Origin of the sequence: Sphingomonas hankookensis, assembly GCF_001619955.1 — a bacterium.
Taxonomy (GTDB): domain Bacteria; phylum Pseudomonadota; class Alphaproteobacteria; order Sphingomonadales; family Sphingomonadaceae; genus Sphingomonas; species Sphingomonas hankookensis_A.
On the sequence record NZ_LQQO01000016.1, the window covers coordinates 56,048 to 81,515 of the forward strand.

The 25,468-nt window shown below is 65.7% G+C and carries 24 protein-coding genes and 1 tRNA gene; 7 read left to right on the forward strand and 18 right to left on the reverse strand.

What is annotated here, in order from left to right:
• Positions 1-213: 213 nt before the first annotated feature.
• Genes AVT10_RS09705 through petA form a run of 4 tightly spaced genes read right to left on the reverse strand, consistent with a single transcriptional unit; the run spans position 214 to position 3,545 of the window.
• Complete coding sequence (locus AVT10_RS09705; RefSeq protein WP_066690358.1) at positions 214-762, reverse strand: adenine phosphoribosyltransferase; 549 nt, start codon at positions 760-762, stop codon at positions 214-216.
• Positions 762-1,628, reverse strand: coding sequence for a cytochrome c1 (locus AVT10_RS09710; protein WP_066690268.1), 867 nt, complete (start codon positions 1,626-1,628; stop codon positions 762-764). Before AVT10_RS09710 ends, AVT10_RS09705 begins: the two co-directional genes overlap by 1 nt.
• Before the next feature lie 10 nt (positions 1,629-1,638).
• Positions 1,639-2,949 (reverse strand): cytochrome b, encoded by a 1,311-nt coding sequence (locus AVT10_RS09715; protein WP_066690271.1) that lies wholly within the window; start codon positions 2,947-2,949, stop codon positions 1,639-1,641.
• A gap of 11 nt (positions 2,950-2,960) precedes the next feature.
• On the reverse strand, positions 2,961-3,545 hold the full coding sequence (gene petA, locus AVT10_RS09720; RefSeq protein WP_066690274.1) for a ubiquinol-cytochrome c reductase iron-sulfur subunit: 585 nt from the start codon (positions 3,543-3,545) through the stop codon (positions 2,961-2,963).
• Positions 3,546-3,796: 251 nt separating this feature from the next.
• Here petA and AVT10_RS09725 point away from each other — a divergent pair, with 251 nt between their 5' ends.
• Together AVT10_RS09725 and queA are read left to right on the forward strand one after the other, a co-directional pair.
• Positions 3,797-4,486 (forward strand): peptidylprolyl isomerase, encoded by a 690-nt coding sequence (locus tag AVT10_RS09725; RefSeq protein WP_066690360.1) that lies wholly within the window; start codon positions 3,797-3,799, stop codon positions 4,484-4,486.
• Between the two features lie 17 nt (positions 4,487-4,503).
• Positions 4,504-5,532: a tRNA preQ1(34) S-adenosylmethionine ribosyltransferase-isomerase QueA gene (queA, locus tag AVT10_RS09730; RefSeq protein WP_066690279.1), complete on the forward strand. Its 1,029-nt coding sequence runs from the start codon at positions 4,504-4,506 to the stop codon at positions 5,530-5,532.
• On the opposite strand, the gene AVT10_RS09735 is transcribed toward queA, so the two are convergent.
• Positions 5,524-6,822, reverse strand: a complete 1,299-nt coding sequence (locus AVT10_RS09735; protein WP_066690282.1) for a dicarboxylate/amino acid:cation symporter — start codon at positions 6,820-6,822, stop codon at positions 5,524-5,526. The two genes, queA and AVT10_RS09735, sit on opposite strands and share 9 nt — an antisense overlap.
• A gap of 68 nt (positions 6,823-6,890) precedes the next feature.
• Complete coding sequence (locus AVT10_RS09740; protein ID WP_066690284.1) at positions 6,891-8,270, reverse strand: FAD/NAD(P)-binding protein; 1,380 nt, start codon at positions 8,268-8,270, stop codon at positions 6,891-6,893.
• Positions 8,271-8,349: 79 nt separating this feature from the next.
• On the opposite strand from AVT10_RS09740, the gene AVT10_RS09745 reads away from it, so the two are divergent.
• The 4 genes from AVT10_RS09745 to AVT10_RS09750 all read left to right on the forward strand — a co-directional run bounded on the left by AVT10_RS09745 (position 8,350) and on the right by AVT10_RS09750 (position 9,873).
• A tRNA-Gly gene (locus AVT10_RS09745) sits at positions 8,350-8,420 on the forward strand.
• 112 nt (positions 8,421-8,532) lie between these two features.
• The gene (locus AVT10_RS18185) at positions 8,533-9,063 is read left to right on the forward strand and encodes a hypothetical protein (protein ID WP_157092731.1); all 531 of its coding nucleotides are present in this window, start codon (positions 8,533-8,535) and stop codon (positions 9,061-9,063) included.
• On the forward strand, positions 9,060-9,434 hold the full coding sequence (locus AVT10_RS18190; protein ID WP_157092732.1) for a hypothetical protein: 375 nt from the start codon (positions 9,060-9,062) through the stop codon (positions 9,432-9,434). Before AVT10_RS18185 ends, AVT10_RS18190 begins: the two co-directional genes overlap by 4 nt.
• Positions 9,435-9,675: 241 nt before the next feature.
• Complete coding sequence (locus AVT10_RS09750; protein ID WP_066690290.1) at positions 9,676-9,873, forward strand: hypothetical protein; 198 nt, start codon at positions 9,676-9,678, stop codon at positions 9,871-9,873.
• Between the two features lie 430 nt (positions 9,874-10,303).
• Here AVT10_RS09750 and AVT10_RS09755 read toward each other — a convergent pair whose 3' ends face one another.
• The 11 genes from AVT10_RS09755 to AVT10_RS09810 all read right to left on the reverse strand — a co-directional run bounded on the left by AVT10_RS09755 (position 10,304) and on the right by AVT10_RS09810 (position 24,543).
• Entirely contained in the window at positions 10,304-12,319 is a 2,016-nt protein-coding gene (locus tag AVT10_RS09755; protein ID WP_157092733.1) for a hypothetical protein, read from the reverse strand.
• Between the two features lie 118 nt (positions 12,320-12,437).
• Positions 12,438-12,779 (reverse strand): hypothetical protein, encoded by a 342-nt coding sequence (locus AVT10_RS09765; protein ID WP_066690303.1) that lies wholly within the window; start codon positions 12,777-12,779, stop codon positions 12,438-12,440.
• Between the two features lie 97 nt (positions 12,780-12,876).
• Complete coding sequence (locus tag AVT10_RS09770) at positions 12,877-13,341, reverse strand: N-acetylmuramoyl-L-alanine amidase (protein ID WP_066690304.1); 465 nt, start codon at positions 13,339-13,341, stop codon at positions 12,877-12,879.
• A gap of 42 nt (positions 13,342-13,383) precedes the next feature.
• On the reverse strand, positions 13,384-13,686 hold the full coding sequence (locus tag AVT10_RS09775; RefSeq protein ID WP_066690306.1) for a hypothetical protein: 303 nt from the start codon (positions 13,684-13,686) through the stop codon (positions 13,384-13,386).
• Entirely contained in the window at positions 13,683-14,153 is a 471-nt protein-coding gene (locus AVT10_RS09780; RefSeq protein ID WP_157092734.1) for a hypothetical protein, read from the reverse strand. Before AVT10_RS09780 ends, AVT10_RS09775 begins: the two co-directional genes overlap by 4 nt.
• A 79-nt stretch (positions 14,154-14,232) precedes the next feature.
• Positions 14,233-15,705, reverse strand: a complete 1,473-nt coding sequence (locus AVT10_RS09785; RefSeq protein ID WP_066690311.1) for a hypothetical protein — start codon at positions 15,703-15,705, stop codon at positions 14,233-14,235.
• A gap of 1 nt (position 15,706) precedes the next feature.
• Positions 15,707-19,990 carry a hypothetical protein gene (locus tag AVT10_RS09790; protein ID WP_157092735.1) on the reverse strand — a complete coding sequence of 1,428 codons (4,284 nt, stop codon included), beginning with the start codon at positions 19,988-19,990 and terminating at the stop codon, positions 15,707-15,709.
• A gap of 5 nt (positions 19,991-19,995) precedes the next feature.
• Entirely contained in the window at positions 19,996-20,445 is a 450-nt protein-coding gene (locus AVT10_RS09795; protein WP_066690316.1) for a DUF6950 family protein, read from the reverse strand.
• Complete coding sequence (locus tag AVT10_RS09800) at positions 20,442-20,999, reverse strand: hypothetical protein (protein WP_066690317.1); 558 nt, start codon at positions 20,997-20,999, stop codon at positions 20,442-20,444. The genes AVT10_RS09795 and AVT10_RS09800 overlap by 4 nt, the downstream gene beginning before the upstream one ends.
• Positions 20,999-21,592: a hypothetical protein gene (locus AVT10_RS09805; protein ID WP_066690319.1), complete on the reverse strand. Its 594-nt coding sequence runs from the start codon at positions 21,590-21,592 to the stop codon at positions 20,999-21,001. The genes AVT10_RS09800 and AVT10_RS09805 overlap by 1 nt, the downstream gene beginning before the upstream one ends.
• Positions 21,592-24,543: a phage tail tape measure protein gene (locus AVT10_RS09810; protein ID WP_198158544.1), complete on the reverse strand. Its 2,952-nt coding sequence runs from the start codon at positions 24,541-24,543 to the stop codon at positions 21,592-21,594. The genes AVT10_RS09805 and AVT10_RS09810 overlap by 1 nt, the downstream gene beginning before the upstream one ends.
• On the opposite strand from AVT10_RS09810, the gene AVT10_RS18535 reads away from it, so the two are divergent.
• Positions 24,527-24,868: a hypothetical protein gene (locus tag AVT10_RS18535; protein ID WP_198158545.1), complete on the forward strand. Its 342-nt coding sequence runs from the start codon at positions 24,527-24,529 to the stop codon at positions 24,866-24,868. The genes AVT10_RS09810 and AVT10_RS18535 overlap by 17 nt on opposite strands.
• A gap of 15 nt (positions 24,869-24,883) precedes the next feature.
• On the opposite strand, the gene AVT10_RS09815 is transcribed toward AVT10_RS18535, so the two are convergent.
• On the reverse strand, positions 24,884-25,378 hold the full coding sequence (locus AVT10_RS09815; protein ID WP_066690324.1) for a hypothetical protein: 495 nt from the start codon (positions 25,376-25,378) through the stop codon (positions 24,884-24,886).
• Positions 25,379-25,468 lie beyond the last annotated feature (90 nt).

A 25,468-nucleotide genomic window follows, 5' to 3' on the forward strand; every position in this document is an offset into this window, starting at 1 on the left:
AATGGAAGGCTTTCGGCACTGCGCTGCTGCTGCCGACGGTCCGAGCACGCAGGATCGCCCACTGCCCAGTCCGCTCTGATCTGAGGCGACATAGCTCAAACCGTCACCCCGGACTTGATCCGGGGCCCCGCTTCTTCTTCGAACGCCGGTGAAACAGCGGGACCCCGGATCACGTCCGGGGTGACGAACAAGACCTAACGACCGGCCCCAGCCTCAATGCCCGGGAAACGCCACCAGCGCCGAAACCGTGATACCATCCGCCCGCAACGCATCCGCCCCGCCCAGATCGGGCAGGTCGATCGCGAAACAGGCCTGCTCGACCGTAGCGCCCGCCTTGCGCAGCAACCGCACCGCCGCCCGCGCCGTCCCGCCGGTCGCGATCAGGTCATCGACCAGCAGCACGCGTGCCCCCGGTGTGCAGGCATCGGCGTGGATCGCGATCCGGTCGGTGCCATATTCCAGCGCATAATCCTCGGCGATGGTCGCGCCGGGCAATTTGCCGTCCTTGCGGATCAGTACCACGCCGGCCCCCAGCGCCAGCGCCACGGCGGGAGCGAACACGAACCCGCGCGCCTCGATCCCCGCGACCAGATCGATCGGGCCCTGGACGGCACCGACCATCCCGTCGACCGCCAACCGCAACCCCTCAGGGTCGAGGATCAGCGTCGTAATGTCGCGAAACTGGATGCCGGGCTTCGGAAAGTCGGCGATGGTCCGGATGCGTCGGGCGATCTCATGCCGTCCGACGCCATCCGTCCCGATCAATGCTTCATGTCCCGCCAGATGTTGCGATAGGCACCAAAGGCCAGCGCGGTGAAGATCAGCAGGAAGATCACCACCGCCGCCCCGGCCGCATGGCGCGTTTCGAGGTTCGGCTCGGCGGTCCAGGTCAGGAACGCCGACACGTCCTTCGCCATCTGGTCCACCGTCGCACGGGTGCCGTCCTGATACTGGACCTGATCGGTCCCGGTCAGCGGCGGCGCCATCGCGAGGTTGAGCGTGGCGAAATAACGGTTGAAGTGCAGCCCCGCGGGCGTCTTCGCATCGGGGAACTTCTTGAGCAGTTCCGCCGGCTGCGGGCCATAGCCGGTCAGCAGCGAATAGACATAGTCCGACCCGTCGTCGCGCGCCTTGGTCATCAGCGACAGGTCGGGCGGCACCGCATTGTTGTTGGCGGCACGCGCGGCGACGTCGTTGGCGAAGACTAACGGGAAGCGGTCGGACGGCAGGTTCTTGCGCGTCGCTGGTTCACCCGTTTCCGGGTTCACGCTCGGCTGTTCGATCTGCCAGTCGGTGGCGATCGTCTTTACCTGGCCCTCGTCATAGCCGAGCTGTTCCAGATCGCGGAACGACACCAGCCGGATCGAGTGGCAGGCCGAACAGACTTCCTTGTAGACCTGGAACCCGCGCTGCAGCTGCTGCTTGTCGAACGTGCCGAACAGGCCCGCCGATTGCAGCCCGGCATCGCGTGGCTTCAGGTGGAACTCGTGTTCGGCCGAGTGGACCGGCTCGTCATGGATCATGCCACTGACGGTCGAGAAGATGCCGAGCAGCAGCGCGAACAGGAAACCTGCGCCGACGACGAGGTTCAGGTTGCGTCCGAGAAAGCGGGAAGCGAAGGAGAGCATCGTTGTTCCCTTACTCGGCCGCGGCCGGGGTGGCGTGACCATGGGCGGCGGTCTGCGCGGGCGACGTGCCGCCCTCGCCCTTCAGCACCGCTTCGGTGATCGAATTGGGCAAGGGACGCGGACGCTCCATCGCCGACACGATCGGCAGCACGACCAGGAAGTGCGCGAAATAATATCCCGCGGCGATCTGGCTGAGCAGCACCGTGGTCGGCGTCGCTTCCGCCCCGCCCAGATAGCCGAGCACCAGCACGTCGACGAGCAGCACGATCAGGAAGATGCGGTAGGTCGGGCGATAATTGGCCGACTTGACCGGCGACTTGTCCAGCCACGGCAGGAAGAACAGCAGCAGGATCGAGCCGAACATCGCCAGCACGCCCCACAGCTTCGCCGGGAAGATGAAGTCGACGGTGAACGCCTTCAGGATCGCGTAGAAGGGCAGGAAATACCATTCGGGCACGATATGCGCCGGCGTGGAGAGCGGGTTGGCCGGAATGTAATTGTCCGGATGCCCCAGCAGGTTCGGCGCGAAGAAGATCAGCGCGGCGAACACCAGCAGGAACACGCCCAGCCCCGCGCCGTCCTTGGCGGTGTAATAGGGGTGGAAGGGCACGGTATCCTGCGGCCCCTTCACCTCAACGCCGGTGGGGTTGTTCGAGCCGGGGATATGCAACGCCCAGATGTGCAGGACGATGACGCCGGCGATCACGAACGGCAGCAGATAGTGGAGCGAGAAGAAGCGGTTGAGCGCGGCATTGTCCGGCGCATAGCCGCCCAGCAGCCACACGCGGATCGTCTCGCCCACCCCCGGTATCGCCGAGAAGAAGCCGGTGATGACCTGCGCCCCCCAGAAGCTCATCTGCCCCCAGGGGAGCACATAGCCCATGAACGCGGTTGCCATCATCAGCAGGAAGATGACGACGCCCAGCAGCCACACCATCTCGCGCGGCGCCTTGTACGACCCGTAATAGATGCCGCGCGCGATGTGCGTGTACACCACGATGAAGAACATCGACGCGCCGTTGGCGTGGGCATAACGGATGAACCAGCCCGACGGCACGTCGCGCATGATGCGTTCGACTGAATCGAACGCGACCGCGCCGTTCGCCGCATAATGCATCGCCAGCACGATGCCGGTGATGATCTGCACCGCCAGCGCCGCGCCGGCGAGCACGCCGAAGTTCCAGAAATAGTTGAGGTTGCGCGGCACCGGATAGCCGGCGCCGACCGCATTATAGACCAGACGGGGAAGCGGCAGCTTCTCGTCCAGCCAGCGCATCAGCGGCTGCTTCGGTTCGTAATGCTTGGCCCAGGGGAAGCTCATCGTCTCTCTCCTCAGCCAACCGTCACGACGGTGTCGGACGTGAAGGTATATTCGGGAACGTGCAGGTTCTGCGGCGCGGGGCCGGAGCGGATGCGCCCGGCGGTGTCATAGGCCGACCCGTGGCACGGGCAGAAATAGCCGCCGAACGGTCCCTTGTTCTCACCTTCGCCGGCGCCCAGCGGCACGCAGCCCAGATGGGTGCAGACGCCCAGCGTGATCAGCCAGTTGTTCTTGCCGGTCTTGGTCCGCTCCTCCAGCGTCTGCGGATCGCGCAGATCGGCGATCGAGACGGCATTGGCCTCGGCGATTTCCTTGGGCGTCAGGTTGCGCACGAACAGCGGCTGCTTGCGGAACGTCGCCTTGATCGCCTGTCCCGGCTCGATCGCCGACAGGTCAATTTCGGTCGTCGACAGCGCCAGCGTATCGGCAGCGGGCGACATCTGGCGGACCAGCGGGATCGCGATCACCCCCGCGCCGACCCCGGCAAATGCCACTGCGCCGATGGCCAAGTAATCGCGCCTCCGCGGATCTTCCGGACCCTCCGGCGGCGGCGTCGTGCCACCTGCGGAAACGTGCTGATCTTCGTCAGTCGCCATTCAACAGCCCTTGTCGTCGGGCGCTTATCGCGCCCTGCCCCTCTCCGGTCGCCTTCGTATTGAGGCGACGCCGGACCGATCGGTTTTCCGTCCAGTCGCACGGGTGATAGCCGGGGGTTCGGGCGTTTGCCAATCCCTTTTGCCGTTTCGGCGCGGAACGGGCCCGTCATGTTCAGATTGGCGCAAGCGACGACATGGTCTATGCGGCGCCATTCATGCCCTTCGGGTCCCTCGCGCGTTTCGGGAAGTTCATGCGTCGTCTTGCCCTTTTGCTCGCTGTCATCGCCTCGTTCTTTGCCCTGCCCGCGCTGGCGCAGGTGATCGACGTGCCCGGGCGCGAGCCGCCGCCATCGACCACCGACACGCGGAACCTGTGGATTCTCGACCTGTCGACCGGCGGAAGGGTGACGATCTGGCTGCGTCCCGACGTCGCGCCGAAGATGGTCGCGCGCATCAAGACGCTGACCCGCGAGAAATTCTACGACGGCCTCGCCTTTCACCGGGTGATCGACGGCTTCATGGCGCAGGGTGGCGATCCGGACGGAGACGGCACCGGCGGGTCGAAGCTGCCGAACGTGGAAAAGGAGTTCAACTACCTCCCTCATGTCCGCGGCGCGGTGGCGGCGGCGCGGGCGAATGACGAGAACAGCGCGAACAGCCAGTTCTACATCATGTTCGCCCCGAAATTCTCGCTGGACAAGAAGTACACCGTGTTCGGCCGGGTGATCGACGGCATGCAATATGTCGATGCGATCGAACGCGGCGAGCCGCCGGCGAACCCGTCGCGCATCGTCCACGCCTATATCGCCAGCGACAATCCGCCGCCGTACCAGGCCGCCGCCCCGGTCGCGCTGCCCGAAACCGTCGCCCCGCTGCCCGCGACCGCGCCGCGCAAGCCGGCCCCGGCAGCGAAGCGCCCGCAACCGGCCCGCGCCCGCTAAAACAAGTTTCCCGACCCATGCACGTCGACCTGTTCGACTTCGACCTGCCGACCGACCGGATCGCGCTACGCCCGGCCGCGCCGCGTGATGCGGCGCGGATGCTGGTGCTGGATGGCGATGCGACGCGGGACTGCGGCGTTCGCGACCTGCCGTCGTGCCTGCGCGCGGGCGACCTCCTCGTCTTCAACGACACGCGGGTGATTCCGGCGCAGCTGGAGGGCAAGCGTGGCGATGCGGCGATCGGCGCGACGCTGCACAAGCGCGAGGGGCCGCGCAGGTGGCGGGCGTTCGTGCGCAACGGACGGCGGCTGCGCGACGGTGACACGATCGATTTCGGCGCAGGCGTGACGGCGACAGCCAGCGACAAGGGCGAGGATGGCAGCTTCGCGCTGGACTTTGCCGGCGACGAACCGGTCGAACTGCTGCTCGAGCGCGCCGGGCGCATGCCGCTGCCTCCCTATATCGCGTCGAAGCGCGGCGGGGCCGACGAACGCGATGCCCAGGATTACCAGACGCTGTTCGCGCGCGAAGCCGGCGCCGTCGCCGCCCCCACCGCAGCGCTGCACTTCACGCCCGAACTGATGGCGGCGATCGAAGCGGCAGGGATCGCCCATTCCACGCTGACGCTGCATGTCGGGGCGGGCACCTTCCTGCCGGTCAAGGCGGACGATACCGACGACCACCAGATGCATGCCGAATGGGGCCGGATCGACGCCCCCACCGCCGACCGGCTGAACGCAGTGCGTGCCGCCGGCGGCCGGGTGATCGCGGTCGGCACCACCAGCCTGCGTCTGATCGAAAGTGCCACCGACGCTGAGGGGCAGGTACAGCCGTTCGAAGGCGATACGGCGATCTTCATCACCCCCGGCTACCGCTTTCGTGGGATCGACGGGCTGATGACCAATTTTCACCTGCCCAAATCGACGCTGTTCATGCTGGTATCGGCGCTGATGGGGCGGGAGCGGATGCTCGCCGCCTATGTCCATGCCATCGCCGGGGAATATCGTTTCTATTCCTATGGCGACGCGTCGCTGCTGCTACCCTAACGCCACTTCCGCCGGGGCGTCGGCGGGCGCGGCGAGCAGCCCTTCCCGCTTGGCGACGATGGTCGGCACCAGCATCTGACCGGCGACGTTGACGGCGGTGCGGCCCATGTCGAGGATCGGGTCGATCGCCAGCAACAGCCCCGCCCCCTCCAACGGCAGGCCGAGTGTCGTCAGCGTCAGGGTCAGCATGACGGTCGCGCCGGTCAGCCCGGCCGTCGCCGCAGACCCCAGCACCGACACCATCACGATCAGCGCATAATCGCCGGCATGCAGGGCCAAGCCGAAGAACTGCGCGACGAAGATCGCCGACACCGCCGGATAGATCGCGGCACACCCGTCCATCTTGGTCGTCGACCCCAACGGCACAGCAAAGGCGGCATAGGCAGCGGGTACGCCCAGCGCCTGTTCGGTCCGCTCCTGCGTCACCGGCAACGTGCCGACCGAGGAACGGGTGACGAAGCCCAGCTGGATCGCGGGCCATGCCCGGCGGAAGAACCAGATCGGCGAGATGCGATGCAGCGCCAGCAGCGTCGGATAGACGACGAACAGCACGATGCCGAGGCCGATATAGACGGTCGCGGCAAAGGCACCGAGCGACGACAGCGTGCCCCAGCCATAGCGGACGATCGCATCGCCGATCAGCGCGGCCGACCCGATCGGCGTCAACGCGATCACCCAGCGCAGCAGCCGCCGCAGGATCATCAGCGCCGAGGTGTTGAAGGCAAGGAACGGCTCCCCCGCCGCGCCGACCCGCACCGCCGCGGCCCCGACCGCGATGGCGACGACGATGATCTGCAGCACATTGAAGCCGAGCATGGTGGTCGCACCGCCGTCCGCCATCTTGGTCGACGCGGTCAGGCCGAGCAGATTGGCGGGCACCAGCCCTTTCAGAAAATCGAGCCATGTGCCCACCGTGCCGGGCTGCACAGCGCTGGCCAGCGCGACATCGCTGTGCCGGCCGGGCTGGAGCGCCAGCGCCAGGACGATGCCGATCGACACCGCGATCAGCGCGGTCAGCGCGAACCAGAGCAAAGTCTGCCCGACCAGCCGCGCCGCATTGGGCAGATCGCGCAGCGCCGCGATCGACCCGACGATGGCGGTGAAGACCAGCGCCGGCACCAGCACTTTCAGCAGCTGGACGAAAATCTGCCCGACCGTGTGCAGCAGCGTGCCGATCGCACCATCGGCACCCCCCATCTCGGCGGCAAGCAGTCCCAGTACGACACCCGCGACCATGCCGATCGCGACCTGAATGCCGAAGGACGGCAGGATTTTGCGGGCTTGTTGCATGGACGATCACTTCGGGTGGCCGGCCTGCCCCCACAACGAAGCATTTCTAGGATCGCCCCAATGCGGCGTTACAGCCCCTCGCCGCCGACCCAGTGCGCGTTCGACAGATAGCGCGCGACGTCCCACACCTGCCGCCGCAGATCGGGCACGGCGACGATTTCCCAGAACGCGCCGCGCGTCATTGGCCCGATCGCGAACAGCCGGTCGTCGCTGTCGCCATTGTCGTGCAACACGCGGCCGGTGACCTCGACATCGATGCCGAGATGTTCGCTGTCGGGGCGGATGCGCCCGTCCGCGACCAGCGCCGACAGCAGCGGGTCGTCGGTGCGGGCGACATCGCCCTGCGGCCCGATGCACGAAATGACGCGGGTCGCGACGATGCGCTGCCGGGTGTCCTCGCCGCGTGGCCGCCATTCGACCGCGATGCCGCACTCGGCTTCATGCGCATCGCAACTCTTGCCGGCGAGCAGCGTCAGCCGCCCGCTCGCCACCATCGCGTCGATCCGGTCGGCGACCGCCGGGGCCAGCCGGTGGCGATGGATGTCCCACCATGGCCGCAAATGGCGCAGGAAGCGCCGCCGCTCGACCGGATCGGCCGCCGCCCATATCCCCTGGGTAAAGGGGCGCAGCTCGTCGATCGCGCTGTGCCAGCCGATCGCCGCGCCACGGTCGCGAACCGACCGGACCAGCGCCGATAGCGGCGGGCGGGGGCGCTCGGTCAACGGCTGCTCAGGCAGGGCCGCCGGCGCATGGCGATGCGGCAGCAGTCCGCGCCGCGACAGCGCGACGATCCGTCCGCCAAAGCCCTGCGCCTCCAGCGACAGCGCGACATCCACCATGGTCAGCCCCGTACCGATCAGCAGGACCGTGTCGTCGTCGGTGAGGCCGGCGGTCGCCCCCGCTGCCCAGGGATTGCCCACATAGGCCGGCAGATGGGCGATGCCGCGCAGCCCCGGCGGCACCTGCGGCGCGAGATTGCCGACCGCCAGCACCGCCGCGTCCGGGGTGACGACGCGACCGTCCCCGAGCACCACCGTCGCGCCGTCGATGCCGACCGCCTCGCCATCCACCACGGTCAGCCGGCCCGGCGCGGCTGCCTGCGCCGCCGCCAGCGTCTCGCGCAGATAGCTGCCGTACAGGGCGCGCGGCACGAAATCCGCGCCGCTGGCCCCCGTATCGCGCTCGGCGAGCCAGCGGACGAAGTGGTCCGGCCGGTCGGGAAAGGCGCTCATGTTCGCGGCGCGCACGTTCAGCAGATGGTCGCTCTGCCTTGTGCCATAGGCGACCCCGAGCCCCGCCGCATCGCCGCGCTCGATCAGCGTCGCCGCCGGCCCGTCGTGCCGCAGCAGGTTGATCGCCAGCAGCGTGCCGGAAAATCCGGCGCCGATGATCGCGACATGGCGGATCGTGCCGGGCACGGCGTCCTGGGTGGTTCGCGCGGTCGTCATGCGCTTCCGATACCACAGCCGACGCCCATGGGAACGCTTGCGCCCGTGCGATCCATTGGCTAAGGGCAGCGCTGCCCGAGCGGGTGTAGCTCAATGGTAGAGCAGAAGCTTCCCAAGCTTACGACGAGGGTTCGATTCCCTTCACCCGCTCCCCTTATAACCATAGTGGTCCGAACCACTTTTTCGCCACGTGCGTCCGTAACGCTTGCAAAGTTCACGACTTTTGCAATCCTACCCAGCGGATGGGCCTGGGGAGGAATCATTGACCTTTTTTACGTGGCCCTTCGACCCGACGAACGACGCTGCGGTCGCCGGCGTCAGCTATTGGCTGACCATAGTAGGGTTTGCGCTAACAATCTTCGGCTTGGGTCTTACCTGGAGGCAATTGATAAAGACGCAAACTGCCACCGCCGCCGTTGAGGATGAACTTCGTCGTGTTCAGCTTGCCATCGCGACTTACGATGCCGCCCACGAGATAGCCAAAGCGATCGCGGCGCTCGATGCGACACGGCGGCACCTTCGAAACCGGGCTTGGCGTGATGTCGCCGATGGCTACGAGGTTTTCCGCCGATCGATTTTAACGACTGCAAGCCTCTTCACTTTCGACCAAGAGACACTCGAAAACGTGGAGCTTGCAAACAAATACATCTCTAGGCTTTGCGAACGAATTGAAGATGGCGTTCAAAACAAAAGTCTAGATGTAGATCCTGCAAAAACCATAACAATGATACGCCAGCACGATGAACTAGCGGGTCGAATCAATATTATTCTTCAAAAAGGAACCGTTGCGTGAGCATTTCCATGCAAAAAAGCCGCAATCTGGTGGAACTGCTGTATGAAAGAACAGTAGATAAGAAACTCACATGGGGCCATGATGGTGCTGATGAAATCAGCGCAACCTTGGGTCACATAGTAATTTACATTACGAAGGCTACAAATATTAATTTTGAGGAAGTCTATAAGATATATCTGGTAGTAGACGGCCATGTCAAAGACGAATTTACTGATGAAGACTTGGGCGCTTCTAACGTGCCAACGGGTGTAGTCGACATGCCAAACTACTTCCGTTTGTGCGAAGCGTTATTTCAAATGGCAGCGCGACAAGCGACCGGTGCCGATGAAACTATTGATGCAGCGTTGGCATTCCTTTTAGCTAAGGAATGAAGGCTAGTCCGATTTGTATCGGATCATATAGAGCATCTCTGTGTAAACGAGATGCTCTACCAACTGAGCTAAGCGCCCCCGGTGGGGAGACCGGCGGAATCCCGTGCTTTTCGAGACATGCAACAGGGATATTTGCGGAAGTCCGGGGAACGCAGCGGAAACGCGGTGACACCAGAGTCCCGAACTATTCCCGAACTGGCTTTTCGCGTATCGCTGGCCGGTATGGGATCAGGAGACCGCCGTGACGGAAAGCCCGCAAAAGCTGCTGGAGGCCGCCGTGGCACGCGCGCACGCCTTTCTCGATCTGGCAACCGACGACGCTACCCGCTTGGACGAACGAGCGCCGTTCACGTTCGGCGACCTGCGAATCCTACTCATGGCTACAAAGGCCGTGAATCTCGGCCACGAGATACCCCACACCCGAAGCAACGTGCGCTAGACGCTTCACGCGCAATCCGCAGGGTATCAGGGCTGATCCTCTGCCTGCTAATTCTGTCGCTTGCCTTGCTAACAGCCTGGCCCTGACCCATCGGTCCAAGCCCCCGACGCTCGTAGCTGACGGATGATGCCATTGAACGACGCCGTCACCGTCTGTGCCCGGCCAATCTCATTGTCGCCCTTAGCGCCGTCCCAGTACGATATTAGCGGCCAGCGCTCGCGGCAGTAGGGCATTAGGCACCGAAGCGCCAAGCGCACGCTAGGCGTATCCACCCGCCCCTTTCCGCAGTCCGTCATCCCAGCCCGCAGGATGTCGACCGCTAAGCCGATGATGATCCGTTCATGCCGCCGCATGGCTCGCATGAAACGGATAGAGAACAGATTTGCAAGACTTGAGCGCGGCGGGGCACACCGCCGCGCTCAAGCCTTGATCAGGCGGCGAGGCCGCCGACCGTGTTCCTGTAGGCATTCAAAGCATTGTACATGACTGCCACGTTCGCATCAGTCAGGCCGCTACCCCAATGCACGGCAGCAAGCCGGCTCGCGCCGAACGTCCCACTCGCCGGTTGCGCCGCCAGCGCCTTTAGCGTTTCAAAGGGTCGAGCCGTCGAGGCTGTGGCATCGCCATTCGCAGTGACAGCGCCTTGCCGATAGGATCGCCATGCGCCGGGCGTGTCGCGAGTGACGACGACGTGACCGGGGAAAGGCGCGCCGGCGAAAGCTTTTGCGCTCGTTGCCAGCGGGCGACCATTGACGTTCCCATTGGCATTCAATCGCAGCAGGCTGACGACACCGCCAGCCCCGAACTCGCTGGCATCGACCCCATCGGTCCGCGCCGTACTCGTCAGCGCCCAGACGCCAAAGTGCATGTTGTCTTGCTGGAAACGGACGCCCGGCATCTGCGGCTGAAAATTGGTGTCCAGATAGCCGGTGGACTGGTCTGATGCCGTGCCGCCGTTCGGCGTGAATAGCACCGCCCCCTTGAGTGTGCCGGACCGACCAATATGGATCAGATCGAGCGGCACGGCGGCTTGGACCGGCACCTGTAGCAACATCAGCCCGTCGAGCTTATCCCAGACACCGCCGTTCTTGAGCGCTGCGACCAGCGTGCTGACCGCCTGCTGATAGGCAGCGGACGGCGGCGCTGGGAAGCGGTTGAGGTAGAACTGCGCCTCCGGTTCCAGCGCACCAACGGCGAAGGTGATCGTCAGGAACTTCGTGACCGTCTGTCCGCGCTCGTCCGTCGCCCGGACGGTAACACTGCGCGTCCCGGGCGCTTGCGCCGCCGCGACCAACCGCGGGGTCCGACCATCGACGACGATCGAGAACGTCGGGTCGTTGCTGGCGATGGACCATTTCAGCCGCTTGTTCCCCTCCAGCTTCGCGGAGAACGGCCCGCCGGCCGGGGCATTGAAGGTGGCCGGCGTGAGGATGCTGAGCGGACCCCACTGATTGATGAACGCTGGGCCGGCGTTCGGACGCGGGTACAGGAGGTCATCGAACTGACCGTTGGGACCGCCATTGTTGACGTTGAAATAGTTGATGCGGAGGAGGTTCGGCACATCCTGCGCCCAGCGCGCCATCGCGTTCATGAAATCAGCAGAGTCCGACGCCTGCCCCCATTCAGACATCGAAGCCGTTTTGCCGTAGAACAGCGACTTTTCGGCGAGCCACTTGAGGCTGTAATTCAGGTTGAGGAAAATGCCGACCCAGCGCTGGATATTGGTGCCGGTCCCCAATTCGGTCGCTTCATTGTAGTAGCGATCGAGCGCCATATCGTCGAAAGCTGCGGTGTTGGGCAGCAGTGCTTCGAGATTCACTTCCTGCCCGTCCGGGCCGATCGTCGGCGTCTGGCACCACGATATGATGAAGCGCGACGACACTCGACGCGCGATCGCCGCGAAGCGCTCGAAAGCGGCGATGTACTGCGCACTGCTGTTCCCCGGCTCGAATACCCCCCACGGATACGCGCCGACGATACTGGCTTCCCAGCCTGGGGTTACGATGACGACCTTGTGCCGGTCGAAGCGCGCAATCTTGCGCAGCATGCGTTCCCAGACAGCATCGAATTTGCCGGCCGCCGCGTCCGCCAAGCTTTCCGAGCGGGAGCAGAGAGGGAATTTCCACTCATGGCGGACGTCAACGCCGGCCCACTCCACGATGATCTGGTCGAGGATGACCTCATTTTGCGCCCAGGTGCTGGCCCCGTTGTCCGCCTCGCAGAACTGGATAACGAGGTCAGCCTTCGCGCCAAGCCATGTCTCAAACTGGACATGGTCTGCTACGGTCCGACTCCGCACACCGAGCAAATGATGTCCGCCGATTGCGGCGATGGGATCATCTGGCAACGCACTGTCCTGCGAACCGACGACGCCGCGAGCGGACGCCGCAGGGGTCACAAGTCCGACGCCAACGGGTAGCGCTGGCTGCAACGGAAGATTGATCATGAGAACCCTTTCATTTCAGCGCGGCCACGCCTCGATCGCGAGGCGGCGCTTGTCGTCGCAGGCGGCCAGATCGAACCGGCCGTCTCGGATGGTGGCGTCGTCGTCGGCCGCCGTGGCGCTACCGTCCGCCTGCCGGTGCTGCGGCGTCGGCAGGCATGGCGCGGTCGCCGCTGTCGGCGGCGGCGGCAGGCGCGGCAAAGCGGGCGTCGAGCAGGTCGATCGACCGCACGCGGTCAGCATCACGGCAGCGCACGCGGCCAGCATCAGTCTGGGCATATTCCCTCACGGTGTTCGTGCTTTCGAGGATGAGCGGCTGCCGGTTGGCGAGCCGATCGGCATAGGTTCCGGTGGCGCTGGCGATCCGTTCGGCGGCGTCGCGCTCGGTCTTCAGCTTCGCCCTTTCGGCGTCCGCCAAGTCCTGCACCCGCACCGTGCGTTCGTTCGCGAGGGTCAGCCGCACATCGGCTAGTTCACGATCGGTCCACCCCACCCGGCCGCCAGCGCCGCAATCGGGACCAGCCACCAGACGCGGCCCAGCAGCGCCAAGCCGGTGTGGATCATAGCGTTGCGTACTCCCGCTTCGCATCGAAGCTGGGGCACGCCTTGGCGACCTTCGGATAGTCGCGGTGACCTTGAACCACCGCGCCCGGATGCGCGGCCTTCAGGACGCGCAGCAGGTCGACCATCGCCGCCTTCTGTTCAGGCGTCCGGGTGTCCTTCGGTGTCTTGCCGTCCTTCGCGACGCCGCCGACGTACACGATGCCGATCGACTTCGCGTTGTGCCCTGCGACGTGCGCCCCAACCTGCGCCTTCGGCCGGCCGATTTCGATCGTGCCGTCGAGCGCGACAAGGAAGTGATAGCCGATGTCGCTCCAGTTCTGCGCCTTGTGCCATGCCCGCACGTCCGCGACGTGGAAGGGCTGCCCCTCCCGCGTCGCCGTGCAATGCACTGCAATGGACGTGATCGCGCGCGCGATCGGCGCGGACGCGGCTGCACGCCACGCCGGGGTTGCCGTCGTCATAAAACCTCACATTCTTGATTACCGCCTGCCCGGCGGCCGGGGTTATTCGACCTTCGTGCCCATCAGCTGAGCGGCGACCTGCCGGGCCAGCACCAGCACGAACCGCATCGTCGCAAAGCCCATCCAGCCCGCGCTGATACCGGCGACCAGCACGGACCAGACCGGCCAGTGGTAATGAACGGCCGCTGCGCCCGCGATCGACCCGAACGCCGGCAGCAGGCTGCACATCACGAAGGCATCGCGCCACGTCACCGGCTTGCCCGCCTCGATCTTCTGACCGACGCGCAACACCTGCCCTGCGAACACCGCGAACGCGGCCAGCAGATACGCTTTCCACTCGTTCACAGCGTCACCAGCCCAATCCCAAGCCCGCTGACGATCAGCGCGCCCGATACGAAGAAACTTGCGGTGCGGCGTTGGGAGGTCGCCGCGTGAATGAACGCCATGCCGGTGATCGACATGACCGCCGCGATGCAGTCGCTGACCACGTCGAACGCGTCCCATGCGTCGGGCATTTTGGTCAGCAGCTTCATCACGTCGCCGGCACACCCGGCGGCATAGCCGAAGCCAATCAGGATAGAGCCAGAGAACAGCAGCGTGCCCGACCATGGCGTCGTGATCGCCCGGTTGAGGTCAAGGTGCAGCTGGTCGATCGCATGAACGAACTGCTTGCGGCAGAACCGCTTGACCGCCTCGGTACAGCGGATCAGGCGATAGGTTGCCCGGATCAGCGGCAGAAGCCAATGGACCGCGCTGACCGCGAACCTTAGCCCGAACAGCATCATCGACCAAATGGCGACGACGCTGGCCACGTGCCCAAGCGGCGTCATACGGACGCGCCCCAGCGCGCCCGATCGGACGTTGTCATCTGTCAGCCCTTTCTAGGAGAGGTCAGCCGTGCTGCACGTCGACCCATGCGCGATCGTCGCGCACGGCCCAGACCTTGCCCAGGCGGCGGCGGTACTGGTCGAAGGTGATCGTGTCGGCCGGCACCGCGACCGCCTTTATCCCCGCGCCATTGGCAGCGGCGATCAGGTAATCGCCGACGGCGAAATCGCCGGTCACATTCACCGGCACCTGCCCGCTAAAAGCGATGCGGTCGACCTTCTGCCGCTCGGCCTCCAGCCCCGCCTCCCATTCCGGCAGCGCCACATCATATGCAGCCTTTGCGTCCGTCCATGCGGCGTGCGCCGACTGATAGGCGGCAAGCTGGACAGGATAGGCGACGACGATCGCGCGCCATGCTTCCACGGCGGCTTCATCGTCGCTGGCAGGCTCGGCCGGCGGCGCGATCGGCGCGGTCGGCTCATCGCCCGCACCTTCCGGACGCGGGCCGACCGACTGCCCCCAGGTATCGCCCAGTACCAATCCGGGGTCCGTCGACTTGATGACGAAGCTGATAGCGTCCGCCCACGTCTTGGTCAGGTGACCGTCACGATCGACGCCGCAGACATCGCCCTTGGCGATCGTCCCGCACCCGGCGGCCTTGACCATGTACTCGGCATAGTCGGCACCGCTCGCGTTGACGGTGCCGGTAGCATTAAGCGACCGCCCGGTGGCGCTGTCGCGCCCGAGGTATAGCGCGGCATTGGCACCATTCGGCGCATAGGCCGACACTGCCGCAAAGACAGCGCAGATCATGCCAGTCCCCGCCTCCACATTCAGCAAGCCCTGCCCCTGCGGGACATCCGTGCCGAAAATGTGGCGGGTATTGGCGCGACACGTGATGCTGCCGGTATCGGTGATGGACATGAGGTCGCGCGTTTCGCCACCTGCGCGCTTGGAGAAGACGAAGGCATATCCGGTGCCGTCGCCGATGTAGTGGCGCGTATACGGGTGCTCATAGGAGAAAGTGCCCGGCGGCACGCTGCCGCCCGCCACGCCTGACCCGATGCAAAGCCCGCCCATAGCCAAGGTGGGACCGCCGCCAAAGACGATACGATCGACGCCGCCAGCGACAAGCGCAGCGGCGTTTGACCCGGTCCGCCGCATGCCAGTGTCCTGATCGCCGCCGAAGCGGATGCCGGGGGCGGCCTGCGTGCCGTCCGGGAAAAGCCCTTGCCCCACCGTGTCGCGGACATTCGCGAAGGTGTTCAGCAGCTGCGCCGCGCCGAGCGCCAGATCGCGTGCGAAGCTGCTGGTCGGCATGATCGCATAGCCTTGCCCGCCACCCGACCCGCCCAGATACGGGGCGGACAGCACAATCTGTCCCGCCGCTTCGACCTGCGCGATCTCGTACACCTTGCCGTCCGGCCCAAGAAAGGCGTGTCCGATCTGGGCATTGGCGACGAAGTCGGTCCCGGCCCCGGTGACGGTGGACGACCCATTGGCGACGGTGACCGTCCCCGCGCGATACCATGCCATGCTATTCCTCCGTTTCAATGATCGCCATGCTTCCGGCGATAATGTCGAATGAGATGCCGCCGGTGGCGTGCGGACCCGGGCCGAAGCTTCGTGACAGGACGCGCGCGTTGTATTCGACGCTGCTGCCGCCCGTCTGGTCGGTGACCGTGATCGACCCGCCGACCTCCTCGGAATACAGATACCGCTCGGTCGGCCCGACGCCGTCGTTCAGACTGGTCAGGTAACCGCCAGTCGCCTCCAAGCGGCCGATCTCCACGCCGCGACGATACAGCGCGACGACCGCCGACGACGCTCCGCTACCGGCCTGATTGGACCCCGAAGCCGACCGACGCGAATAGGCGAACGACAGGACAATCGTGCGCTTGTCACCGTTGCTGCCAATGTCGCCCGTCGACAGGGTGTCGGTGTACGGCGAGGTGGTCCGCACCGCATTCTTGATCGTGCCGGCGGACAAGGTGCCACCGAAATAGGCGTCGCCGTTGGTCGCCTCATACGAAATGGCGTTCGCGCGCGTGCAGGCCGCGATCGACATGGATGGCCCGAACCACGTGACCAGGTCGCCATTTTTGCCGAAGCCAGTGCCCTGCACCCGCATCACGCTGCCATTGTCAAAGACGACGCGACCGGTGCCCATGCGCAGATCAGCATTGATTAGCGCCAGCGCGCCCGGCCCGTCTGGCGAGCCGATAAGCTGCTGGCCGACGACATTGCCGTTGATGTCGATCGCGATCGTTTTCGTCGCGCGGATTTCGTCCGTCGCGGTTTTGACGATTTCGATGAGGTCTTGAACGGTTGCCACGTCCGTACCGAGCTTCAGGCTGACTTGCTCGATCAACCGGGCATTGGCTTCGTCCCCGTCGACCATCGCCTCGCCCAGGACAGCGACGGCGGCGTTCGTATCGCCTATGCTGGCTGACACGGTGTCGACGCGCCGGCCCAGCGCTTCGTCGCGGTCGGCACTGGCGGTGCGATCCGAGACGATCTGGGCACGGGTAGCGGGCAAGCCGGTCGTCTGGTCATTGACCTGCGCGGACAGAGCGTCGATCGCGCCGGCGTTGGCGGCATCGCCATCGGCGCGTGCCTTTCGATCAACGATCTGCTCGGCGCGTGTCGCCGGCAGGCCGGTCGTCGCGTGATTTACCTGCGCCGATAGCGTCGCGGTCGACTGCGCGTTCGCCGCATCACCCTCCGAGCGAAGCCGGTCGACCTCGGACAGCTGGGCGCGCGTCGCGGCCAGCCCGGTCACCGGATCACGCACCACCGCCTCAGCCGCCGCAATCCGGTCGACCAGCGACTGCGTCAGGTCCGCCAGCGCGCGCGAGGTGGCGACGATCGCCGCCTCGGTCGAAGCCATCCGTACCGTCAGCGCCTGCCGAGCGACGGCGGCCGACGACTCATTGGCGATCAGCGTTGTGGTCAGCTCCTGCTGCACCTGCGCCAGCTGCGTCGCGCGCGCCCGGCCTGTTACATCGCCTGCGATCAGGGCGCGCAGCAGCGCCTCGGCAGTCGTGTCATCGTCGGCCGCCTGCTGGCGGACCGTCGTCGTGATGCCTGCAATGCCCTTGCGCGCCTCGATCGCCGTTTCGCGCAGGGTCGAGATTGCAGCGGCGAGTTCATCGCTAACCGACGCCTGCGCGTCGATGCGGACGGTCAGCGCCTTGTCACCGGCAATCCGGGCGATGCTTTCCTGCACGCTGCGCGCGTCGACCGCGCCGATCTGCACCGACAGCAGCTGCCGCGCCGCCGCTTCCGCGCCCGACTGGTCGACCAGCTTCGCGATCAGCTCGCTGCGCACCTCCGCCTGCTGGACGATCTGCCGACGATTGGCTTCGTCGCCGGCCAGCAGCGCGCGCAAGCCAGCCTCGGCCGCATCGTCCGCCACGGCGCGCGCCTGGCGCACAGTGATGCCGAAGCTGCTGACATCGGGCAGCGACGACAGCGCCGCCTCGACCACGCCAATCCGCACGCCCTGCGCGTCGACATCGGTCCGCGACGCCTTCTGCGACACCGTGCCCGCCAGCGCGTCGAGGTCCGACTGCACGACCGTGACGCGCCCGCTGACCCGGGTCAGTTCGAGTACCTCGGCCTTCGTCGACACCGATGCCGTCAGGCCGCTGATCGTCTGCTCCGCGCTGGTCAGCCGGGCGATGATCGGCTCCAGCTGCGCCGCCTGCACCGGATCGAGGACCGCCAGCGCAATCTGTTGGTTCACATAGTCGACCGACGCCTTCTGCGTGATCGACGCGGTCGCGGCGTTTAGCACGATCTCCGCACGCGCGGTGCGCTCGGCCAGCTGATCGACGGCGTAGATGCGGACGATGCCGGTCGACGGATCGACCACGATGCCCGCATCACGAAGAATGGCGCGGGTCCGCTCGCTTTCGGCGAGCAGGCGCAGCAGCGTGTCCCCGATCCGGCCGGCGTCACGATCCGCCTGGGCAATGGCCGCAGCTTGATCGGCGGTTGCCCGGTCGAGGGCATAAAGCGCCGCATCGGTCCCGACCTGGGCTTCCTCAATGGCGCTAACCTGCTTCTCAAGCTTCGGATATTTCTCGACGATCGGCTCGACCGCGTCGAGCGTCGCTAGGACGTTCGGCACCGGCCGGTCCCCGACCTTCGTCCAGTCCGGCGCGCCGACCGTCGCGTTGTCCTCGGGCTTCTTCCCGTCATTGTCGACGATGGCGGACCATGGCAGCGGCACGTCCACCGCCACTTCGTCCAAGGCTTGCCCACTGGTCAGGCGCGGAGTTGCCGGCGCGGTCCCGGTCCGGCCAAGGGCGAAATCATGCTTCGCCGCCGTCTCGCCCCGCAGGACGAACTCGACGGTCATCGCCACCGGATCGACGGTCCGCTTCAGCACCACGCACGGCTGCTGCACCAGGCCATCGTCGGGCAAGTGCACGATCAGCAGATCGCCCGCGCCATACCGTCGCAACCGCGGCTTGCAGGTCAGGACGATCTCGCCCAGTTCCCGCGCGTCCAGCAGTTCATACGCGGCCAGCTGCGCGGCCTGATCCTTCGACTGGACGAGGTTGTACTGCCGTTCTTCCGACTTCTCCTCGCCATCCTCGGCTAGGTAACTCGCGATCGTCACCGCTTCGGACGGCACATATTCCCACTTGTGATCGCGCGAGCGGTACTTCGGGACGATGGTGTTGAGCCGGGCTTCCCAGCCCTGCATCGCGCCGATTTCGACCTCATCATTCGCAAGGTCGTATTCGGTGATGGTGTCGAGCGGGACGCGCGGTGCCGACAGCTTCAGGCCGAGCTTGCCGCCGACCCAGCACCGCTCCGCGCCGCCGGCAGCGAGGATGTTCTTCAGGTTGTCGTCGCGCTTCGCCGGCTCGACGATCACGCCGTCGACATGCCACCCGTTCGCATCACAGACATTGGCGAGCGCGACAAAATCCGCGACACGGATGCCGTCGATCGGGATACCGATGCCGAACGTCTTGCGATAGACGGCATCCGGCTTGCTCTCATCCCGCTCCCACGTGCCCAGCGCGTAACGAAGCCCATGCAGGCCGGGGCAACGGGTCCATTCCCACGTCGCCTTCGCAGCTGCGAACGACGCCTTGTCCGCCGGGTCCGCCCAGCGGTGCGGCCCGCTCCCGCCCGGATAGGTGCTATCCTTGCGCGGATCATAGGCCAACACGCCACGCCATTCCCCGCCGGTCTGGGGAACGCCTGCCGCGAACCGCTTGCCGTCCTCATCGAACCGCAGGCACCAGGCGATGGCGGCAAAGCTCGACAGCTTGTGCTGCGCGCTCCAGCCCTGCGCGCCGCCCCAATGCGTCGACAACGCCTGAGGCTCCGGGGTGCGGCCCGTCTGATGATAGACGTACAAATGGTTCGCGGCGTACCCGGTCGCGGCTGCACCGTTCAGGACGACGGGCACGAAATCCAAATAGGGCATGACGAAGCCCGCGATCGGCCCGGCACCCGAATAGACATCGACCAGCAGCAGATACGGGTTGTTGACCTTGGAAACCTTGCCGCCGAACCCCTCCTGATGGATTCGGTTGCCGCCATAGTAGGTCTGCCCGATCAGATACGGCCGGGGCTGGTTGGCGCCGATCAGGATCTGATTGACCGCGCCGGTCGCCGCCGGCGGCTTTTCCGCAAGCAGCGCGCCGCCGACGCTCGCCACCATCGCCGCGCCGGCCGCGATCGATCCGACCTGCGCGGCGGTCAGGCCCAGCACGACGGCACCCGCGCCGAACGTCGCAGCGGTGGCAAAGCCCATCGCCACCACGCCGGCCACGATGCCGACAGCCTTGCCCACGCTGCTCACAGTCGCCACGCCCCCTTGAATGCCATCGGAATGATATTGACGATGCCGTCGCCCGGATGATCGGCATGGTATCCCGCCATCATCTGACCGCCGCCGATCGATCCCGACCCCGTCTGGCCGGTCGACACGACGATCGCGTCGAACGGATCGCCCTCGCTGGGCGCCATCACCGCGATGTCACCGACCCACATCGCCGCCGGAGCGATGCGCGGCAGCATACTGTCGAGCAACGCAGCCAGGTCATCGAACCCGGTCGCCGCCAGCGCCCGCTGAGCACCGATCGCCGAATGGAACCGCGGGATCGAAGGCGGCCGATGACCCAGCGCCCGCATCTGGGCACGCGCGAGATGGATGCAGGTCCCGCCGGCCTTCCATCCGAACGGACGGACACGAAACCGGGCAAGGACGGCAGCGGTAGCGGTGGCGCGTTCGTCGAGCCGCATCATGCCCGCTGCACCCCACGCGGCGGCGATACCACGCCCCACGCGACCTCAACCTCCATGCCCACCGCATTGTCGAAGCCGCGCTCACCCGCGAATACGCGCTGGTGCGCGGTCGATGACAGGCTGTTACCCTCGTTGCGCGCCAGCAGCCGCTGCGACCGGGTGACGCACACCATGTCCAGCGACCGCGTGCCCGCGCCGCGCTTCAGGACCGTCTTGTCGGTCTGCCAGTCCGCGAGCAGGTCCGGCTCACCGACCAGTCGCCCAGATGCTTCATCGACCTCGCCGATCCACAAACGGATACGCGAGTTCTGATAACCCGGCTGCGACAGTTCGACCGCCGCCGCCGTATCGCGCGGCAGGAAAGTGATGGTGCCGGCCGGCAGTTCGTCGCCGACACCTTCGGTCAGCGCCTCGAACGCCCCGACCGTGCCGAACACGTCGTCGCTCGATTGGAACAGCTGCCCGCCATAGGGCACCATACCGCCATCGCACAGCAGCACGTCCCGACCCGGCAATTCGAGCTTGAGCATCCCGACCAGCGTCACGCGCTCCATCAGGCGGCCTCCTCAATCGTAAATTCGATGGCGGTGTTGTGATCGACCGACAGGCCCCACGACTGCTCGTTGCCGTCGATCAGCCCCTCGATCATCGGCGCGACCAAGTGGACCTTGACCCCATCGGCGAACGCGCGTCGCAGCATTGTGTCGCCGACCAGCAGCGCCGCCCGGCCGCTCCCGTCCGCAACGACATCGCCGCCGTGGTTGTGCAGGTAATGCTGCCCGCTGCTGGACTCGACCGACAGCCAGTATCCCTCCCGCACGACAGCGCCAGCAGGCAGGCCACGGACGCGCAACACGCCCCCAACCTGTCCTGCCCCGTCGACCACCACCGACGTTCCGCACGCCGACTGGTCGACCGACAGCAGCGGATACCGCACGCGCAGCCCTTCGCGCTTCGCCCGGATCAGCCGCGACACGACGATGCGCGCCCCAGCTTCGTCATCGAGCGGCGGCAGCGTCATCGCGATCCGGTAATGGCTACCCAGGCGGTTGATGCGCAGCGCACTCGCTCCGCGCACCACGCCCCCGCGATCGACAAGCGCTGGGGTGGCGCCGTTCGGCGCGATGTTTTCCGGTAGCTGGAGCATCAGATTTTCTGACGCTGCCGCATGACCGCGCGCCGGCTACCGGCGCGCGCCGTCTGCACCGATACCTCGCCGGAGATGCCGACGACACGAGAAGCAAAGCCTTCATCCTCGACGATGCGGATGGTGGCGGTCCCACCGCGACCGGACCGGAGCGAGGACGCCGGATGGATGGTGCCCGCCGTATCGGGTACGAACGGCTCCGGCCCATGCTCGCCCACCATATACCAGTTCCCCGGACCGACCCGACCGCCCGACGCCTTGCCGCCGGCATAGGACAGCCCGCTAAGGTCGGGCGTGAACGAGTGCAGCCCGTTGCCCTGCCCGAACAGGTCCGCGCTTCCGCCACCGCCGCCGAAAATTCCTTTCAGGAAGCCGCCACCCAACGCGTCCGCCAACGGACGGATCAGCTGCTGCTGGATCACGATCCGCACCAGGTCGGCGACGATGCTGCGTGCCATGGTGCCGAAGGCTTTCGCCAGATTGTCCGCGCCCATGATCGCGTCCGCCATCCAGTCGTTCAGCCGCTCGAACCCGCTCGCCTCGATTGCCTCGATCGATTCACGCACCGCCGCTGTCGACCGGTTCAGTTCGCGGCGGTAAGCGGCCATCGGCCCTTCGTTGTCGCGTTCGACAGCAGCGCGGCGGTCGGCATAGATGCCATCCAACTGATCCTTGCGGATCATGGCGTTGGCGTATTCGATGTCCGTAGACTTCTTTGTGGCGATGATTTGGTCGAGTACCGCTTCCTCGTTCCGACGCTGAAGGTCCAACAACCGGAGCGCACCCGCCCGACGTGCGGCGACGCTATCGGCGGCGTCGATCTGGGCACGCACTTCCTCCTGCATCGCATCGTTGCGCGCGATTTCGAGGTCATAGCTATCTTTAGCCAACGCGAAGCTGCGCTCCTGTTCGGCGATCAAAGCGCGTTCGGCCAGCACCTTCTTCTGCGCGTCCATCAGCGCCTTGCGCTTTGTGTCGTCCAGACTGTCGTCCAGAGCGAGCGAACGTCCGAACCGCGCCTCATCTTCCGCGATGGCGGCCATCGTCGCGTCGTACCGGGCCTCAATCGAGCCGTTCAGTTCGGCCCGCGCTTCCAGCGCCTCGACGCGCAGACGGCCCAGCTCGTCTTCATACTGCGCCTGATCGCGGGCACGATCCTCCGCCGTCTTGCCTTTCGGGCCGCTGCCCTTGCCTTTTCCCTTACCCGCGTCTTCGCCGCCGAACGTCGGGTTCTGGATGTCGGTCGGGAATGCCTCGGCATTCGCGATCATCGCGTCGAGATTGCGCTTCGTCCCGATGGTGGTCGAAAAGGTCTTCAGTGTCGTATCGAACTCCGCCTGTGCTTGCTGGATTCGCGCCAAGGCCGCGTTGTTCGCGATTACGCTGGGGTCCGTGCCGCCGCCTGCACCGCGCGTATTATTGGCATTCCGTAGCAGCGCAGCTTCGCCGTCCGCTTTTGCGCGGGCATAGGCGGCACGAGCGGCCTGCATATCGGCCTGAGCCGCCATCATCGCCGCATGAGCCTTGGCCCGATCCGCCTTCGCCTTGGCGATAGCTTCGATCCGAGCCTTACCCTGCGCGACGGCAAGTTTGTCGGCCATCGCCGCAGCCTGCGCATCGGCCGCCGCCGCCGCCGCCGACGCCGCCGACGCAGCCTTGGATGCCGCTGCCTTTTTGTTGAGCAACGGAACCAAGACAAGCAGGATCGTAATCACCAACCCGATTCCAGTGGCCGCACTGGCCATACGGGCCGCGAAAACGGCAATCGCGGCGGTTGCACCCATTTGAATCGCCAACCTGCCGATTAGCCCAATTAGCACCGTCAATGGATTGATAATCAGCCCGATCACGACGGGGACAACCGCAAATCGGGCTAGCAGGAGTGGCAAGGCGACCTTGCCAAGCGTGATCACCGCGACCATCAATGGCCCGATCATCGCCGTCATCGCGCTGACTGCCGCCATGGCGTAATGAAACGCGGGCGGCAGATCGGCCATCCACAATAGAAAATCGGCGACTGCATTCTTTACGGCCGTGAAGATTGGCAGGAGCACCTGACCCAGCTTGATCGAGAGATTTTCCGCCGCCGCTGCCATGCGGTCACTGGCCGCCGCATCACCTTCCATCAAGACGCTGATCTTTTGATCTGCCGTCACCTTGCCGATCGCGACACGATACCGCTCGATCCCCGCCGCCCCTTGGTTCATCAGCGCGATGGCAGTCCGCATTCCGTCCGATCCGAACATCGTCGTCAACGCCTCACGACGGCTCTTGTCCGAGAGGTTGCCCAGCTTCTGCCGGAGGATTTCTGCGACCTCGCCCAACGGCTTGGCCTTTCCGGCGGCATCGAAAAATTCGATACCCAACTGTTTCATGACCCCGGCCGCTTCCTTTGACACCGGGTTCAGGCTCATCAGGAACGTCTTGAACGACGTGCCGGCGTCCGACCCACTTGCGAACGTCGACGCGGTCGAAGCCAGCGCTACATTCAGATCATCGAACGACACCCCCAGCCCACCGGCCACACCGCCTGCCTGCCCGATGGCGAGCCGGTAATCGTCGAACCCCATCTTGCTCGCGTCCAGCGCGCCCGACACCTTGTCGACGATCCCCGGCAGGTCGCTACTGGTCTTGCCGAACTGCGCCATGATATCGGTGGTCAGGTCGGAAGCCCCCGACAGGTCGGTCTGCCCGACCACCGCCAAGCGCAGCGCTGCCGACAGCCCGCCGTTCAGGATCGCCGCCGCCGACATGCCGTTCTTCGCCAGCATCTCGATAGCGCCCGCCGCTTCGATGCTGCTGCGCCCCATCGCCGGCCCCAGCTTCATTGCCGCGTCGGCCAGCTTCTCCAGCTGCTCCGGCGACGCATCCAGCATCGCCGACTGGACCGCGTTCATCGCGCTTTCGAAATCGGCGGCGGTATCCTTCGTTTTCTTGCCGACCAGCGCCATCGGCACCGTGATCCCGGCGGTCAGCGCCACCCCGGCCCGCGCCACCTTCTGCCCGACCGACGCGATCGCCTCGCTGGCCTTGACCATCGCGACGTTGATTCGATCGGCGGCGCGCTCAACCGCATTCCCCATATTGTCGGTCGACCGTTCCAGATCCTGTTCGGTCTTTTTGGCACGCGCGCTGGCCGCCTTCATGCCGCTCTCGAACGCGGCATCCCGCACGCTCATCGTCGTGACCAGCGAAGCCAGTAGCTGCTGCATCCGATGCCCTTCCGTTCAAATGAAAAGGGCGCCGCAATCGCGACGCCCTGATGGGTTGAGGTAGAGATAGTTTCGTCGGTCAGCGCAGGGCCTGCGCCCATGCCCAGATGATGGCGACCCACAGCGCCGCGCCGGTCAGCACCAGCGCCGATCGCATCGCCCACGCCGCATGCCGGATCGCTTCGGCATTCTGGTACAACCCGCTGTCATAGTGCGCGACCATCTCCGCTTTCGACCGGCGCAGAGTCTTCTCCGGGTCGGTCAGGTCCGCCTCCCAGTTCACTGGCGCGGTCCCGACAAAGAACCACCGCGTCGGCCGCGCGCTCCAGAGCGAGCATACCGCCGCCAGTCCCAGCAGCGTCGCCATCAGCACCAGCGGCAACGCCGGCCGCGACGTGCCTGCCGCGACCGCGATGATCGCTGCCACGCCCGCCACCAGCAGCCCGGAAAAGGTCAGCGCCCGCTGATCCGCCGCGATCGCCGTCTGCAACTGCGACGCCAACAGCGACTCGGCGTGCCGGCTGATTTCGGATAGCGTCGCATCGTCAGCCGATTCGTAAAGGTCGATGTTCATGATCCCATCCCTTGCCATGCACCCCGGTTACGGCCCCGGCACCCGGGGATTGCCCGGCACCCACGTGCCGCCACCGCCGCCACCCCCTCC

Bases quoted from the DNA above. Each gene is read 5' to 3' on its own strand.
- AVT10_RS09710 (WP_066690268.1), bottom strand. From the start codon at position 1,628: ATGCTCTCCTTCGCTTCCCGCTTTCTCGGACGCAACCTGAACCTCGTC.
- AVT10_RS09715 (WP_066690271.1), bottom strand. From the start codon at position 2,949: ATGAGCTTCCCCTGGGCCAAGCATTACGAACCGAAGCAGCCGCTGATG.
- petA (WP_066690274.1), bottom strand. From the start codon at position 3,545: ATGGCGACTGACGAAGATCAGCACGTTTCCGCAGGTGGCACGACGCCG.
- AVT10_RS09725 (WP_066690360.1), top strand. From the start codon at position 3,797: ATGCGTCGTCTTGCCCTTTTGCTCGCTGTCATCGCCTCGTTCTTTGCC.
- queA (WP_066690279.1), top strand. From the start codon at position 4,504: ATGCACGTCGACCTGTTCGACTTCGACCTGCCGACCGACCGGATCGCG.
- AVT10_RS09735 (WP_066690282.1), bottom strand. From the start codon at position 6,822: ATGCAACAAGCCCGCAAAATCCTGCCGTCCTTCGGCATTCAGGTCGCG.
- AVT10_RS09740 (WP_066690284.1), bottom strand. From the start codon at position 8,270: ATGACGACCGCGCGAACCACCCAGGACGCCGTGCCCGGCACGATCCGC.
- AVT10_RS09755 (WP_157092733.1), bottom strand. From the start codon at position 12,319: ATGATCAATCTTCCGTTGCAGCCAGCGCTACCCGTTGGCGTCGGACTT.
- AVT10_RS09770 (WP_066690304.1), bottom strand. From the start codon at position 13,341: ATGACGACGGCAACCCCGGCGTGGCGTGCAGCCGCGTCCGCGCCGATC.
- AVT10_RS09785 (WP_066690311.1), bottom strand. From the start codon at position 15,705: ATGGCATGGTATCGCGCGGGGACGGTCACCGTCGCCAATGGGTCGTCC.
- AVT10_RS09795 (WP_066690316.1), bottom strand. From the start codon at position 20,445: ATGATGCGGCTCGACGAACGCGCCACCGCTACCGCTGCCGTCCTTGCC.
- AVT10_RS09800 (WP_066690317.1), bottom strand. From the start codon at position 20,999: ATGGAGCGCGTGACGCTGGTCGGGATGCTCAAGCTCGAATTGCCGGGT.
- AVT10_RS09805 (WP_066690319.1), bottom strand. From the start codon at position 21,592: ATGCTCCAGCTACCGGAAAACATCGCGCCGAACGGCGCCACCCCAGCG.
- AVT10_RS09810 (WP_198158544.1), bottom strand. From the start codon at position 24,543: ATGGCGCTGGTCGGCAAGAAAACGAAGGATACCGCCGCCGATTTCGAA.
- AVT10_RS09815 (WP_066690324.1), bottom strand. From the start codon at position 25,378: ATGAACATCGACCTTTACGAATCGGCTGACGATGCGACGCTATCCGAA.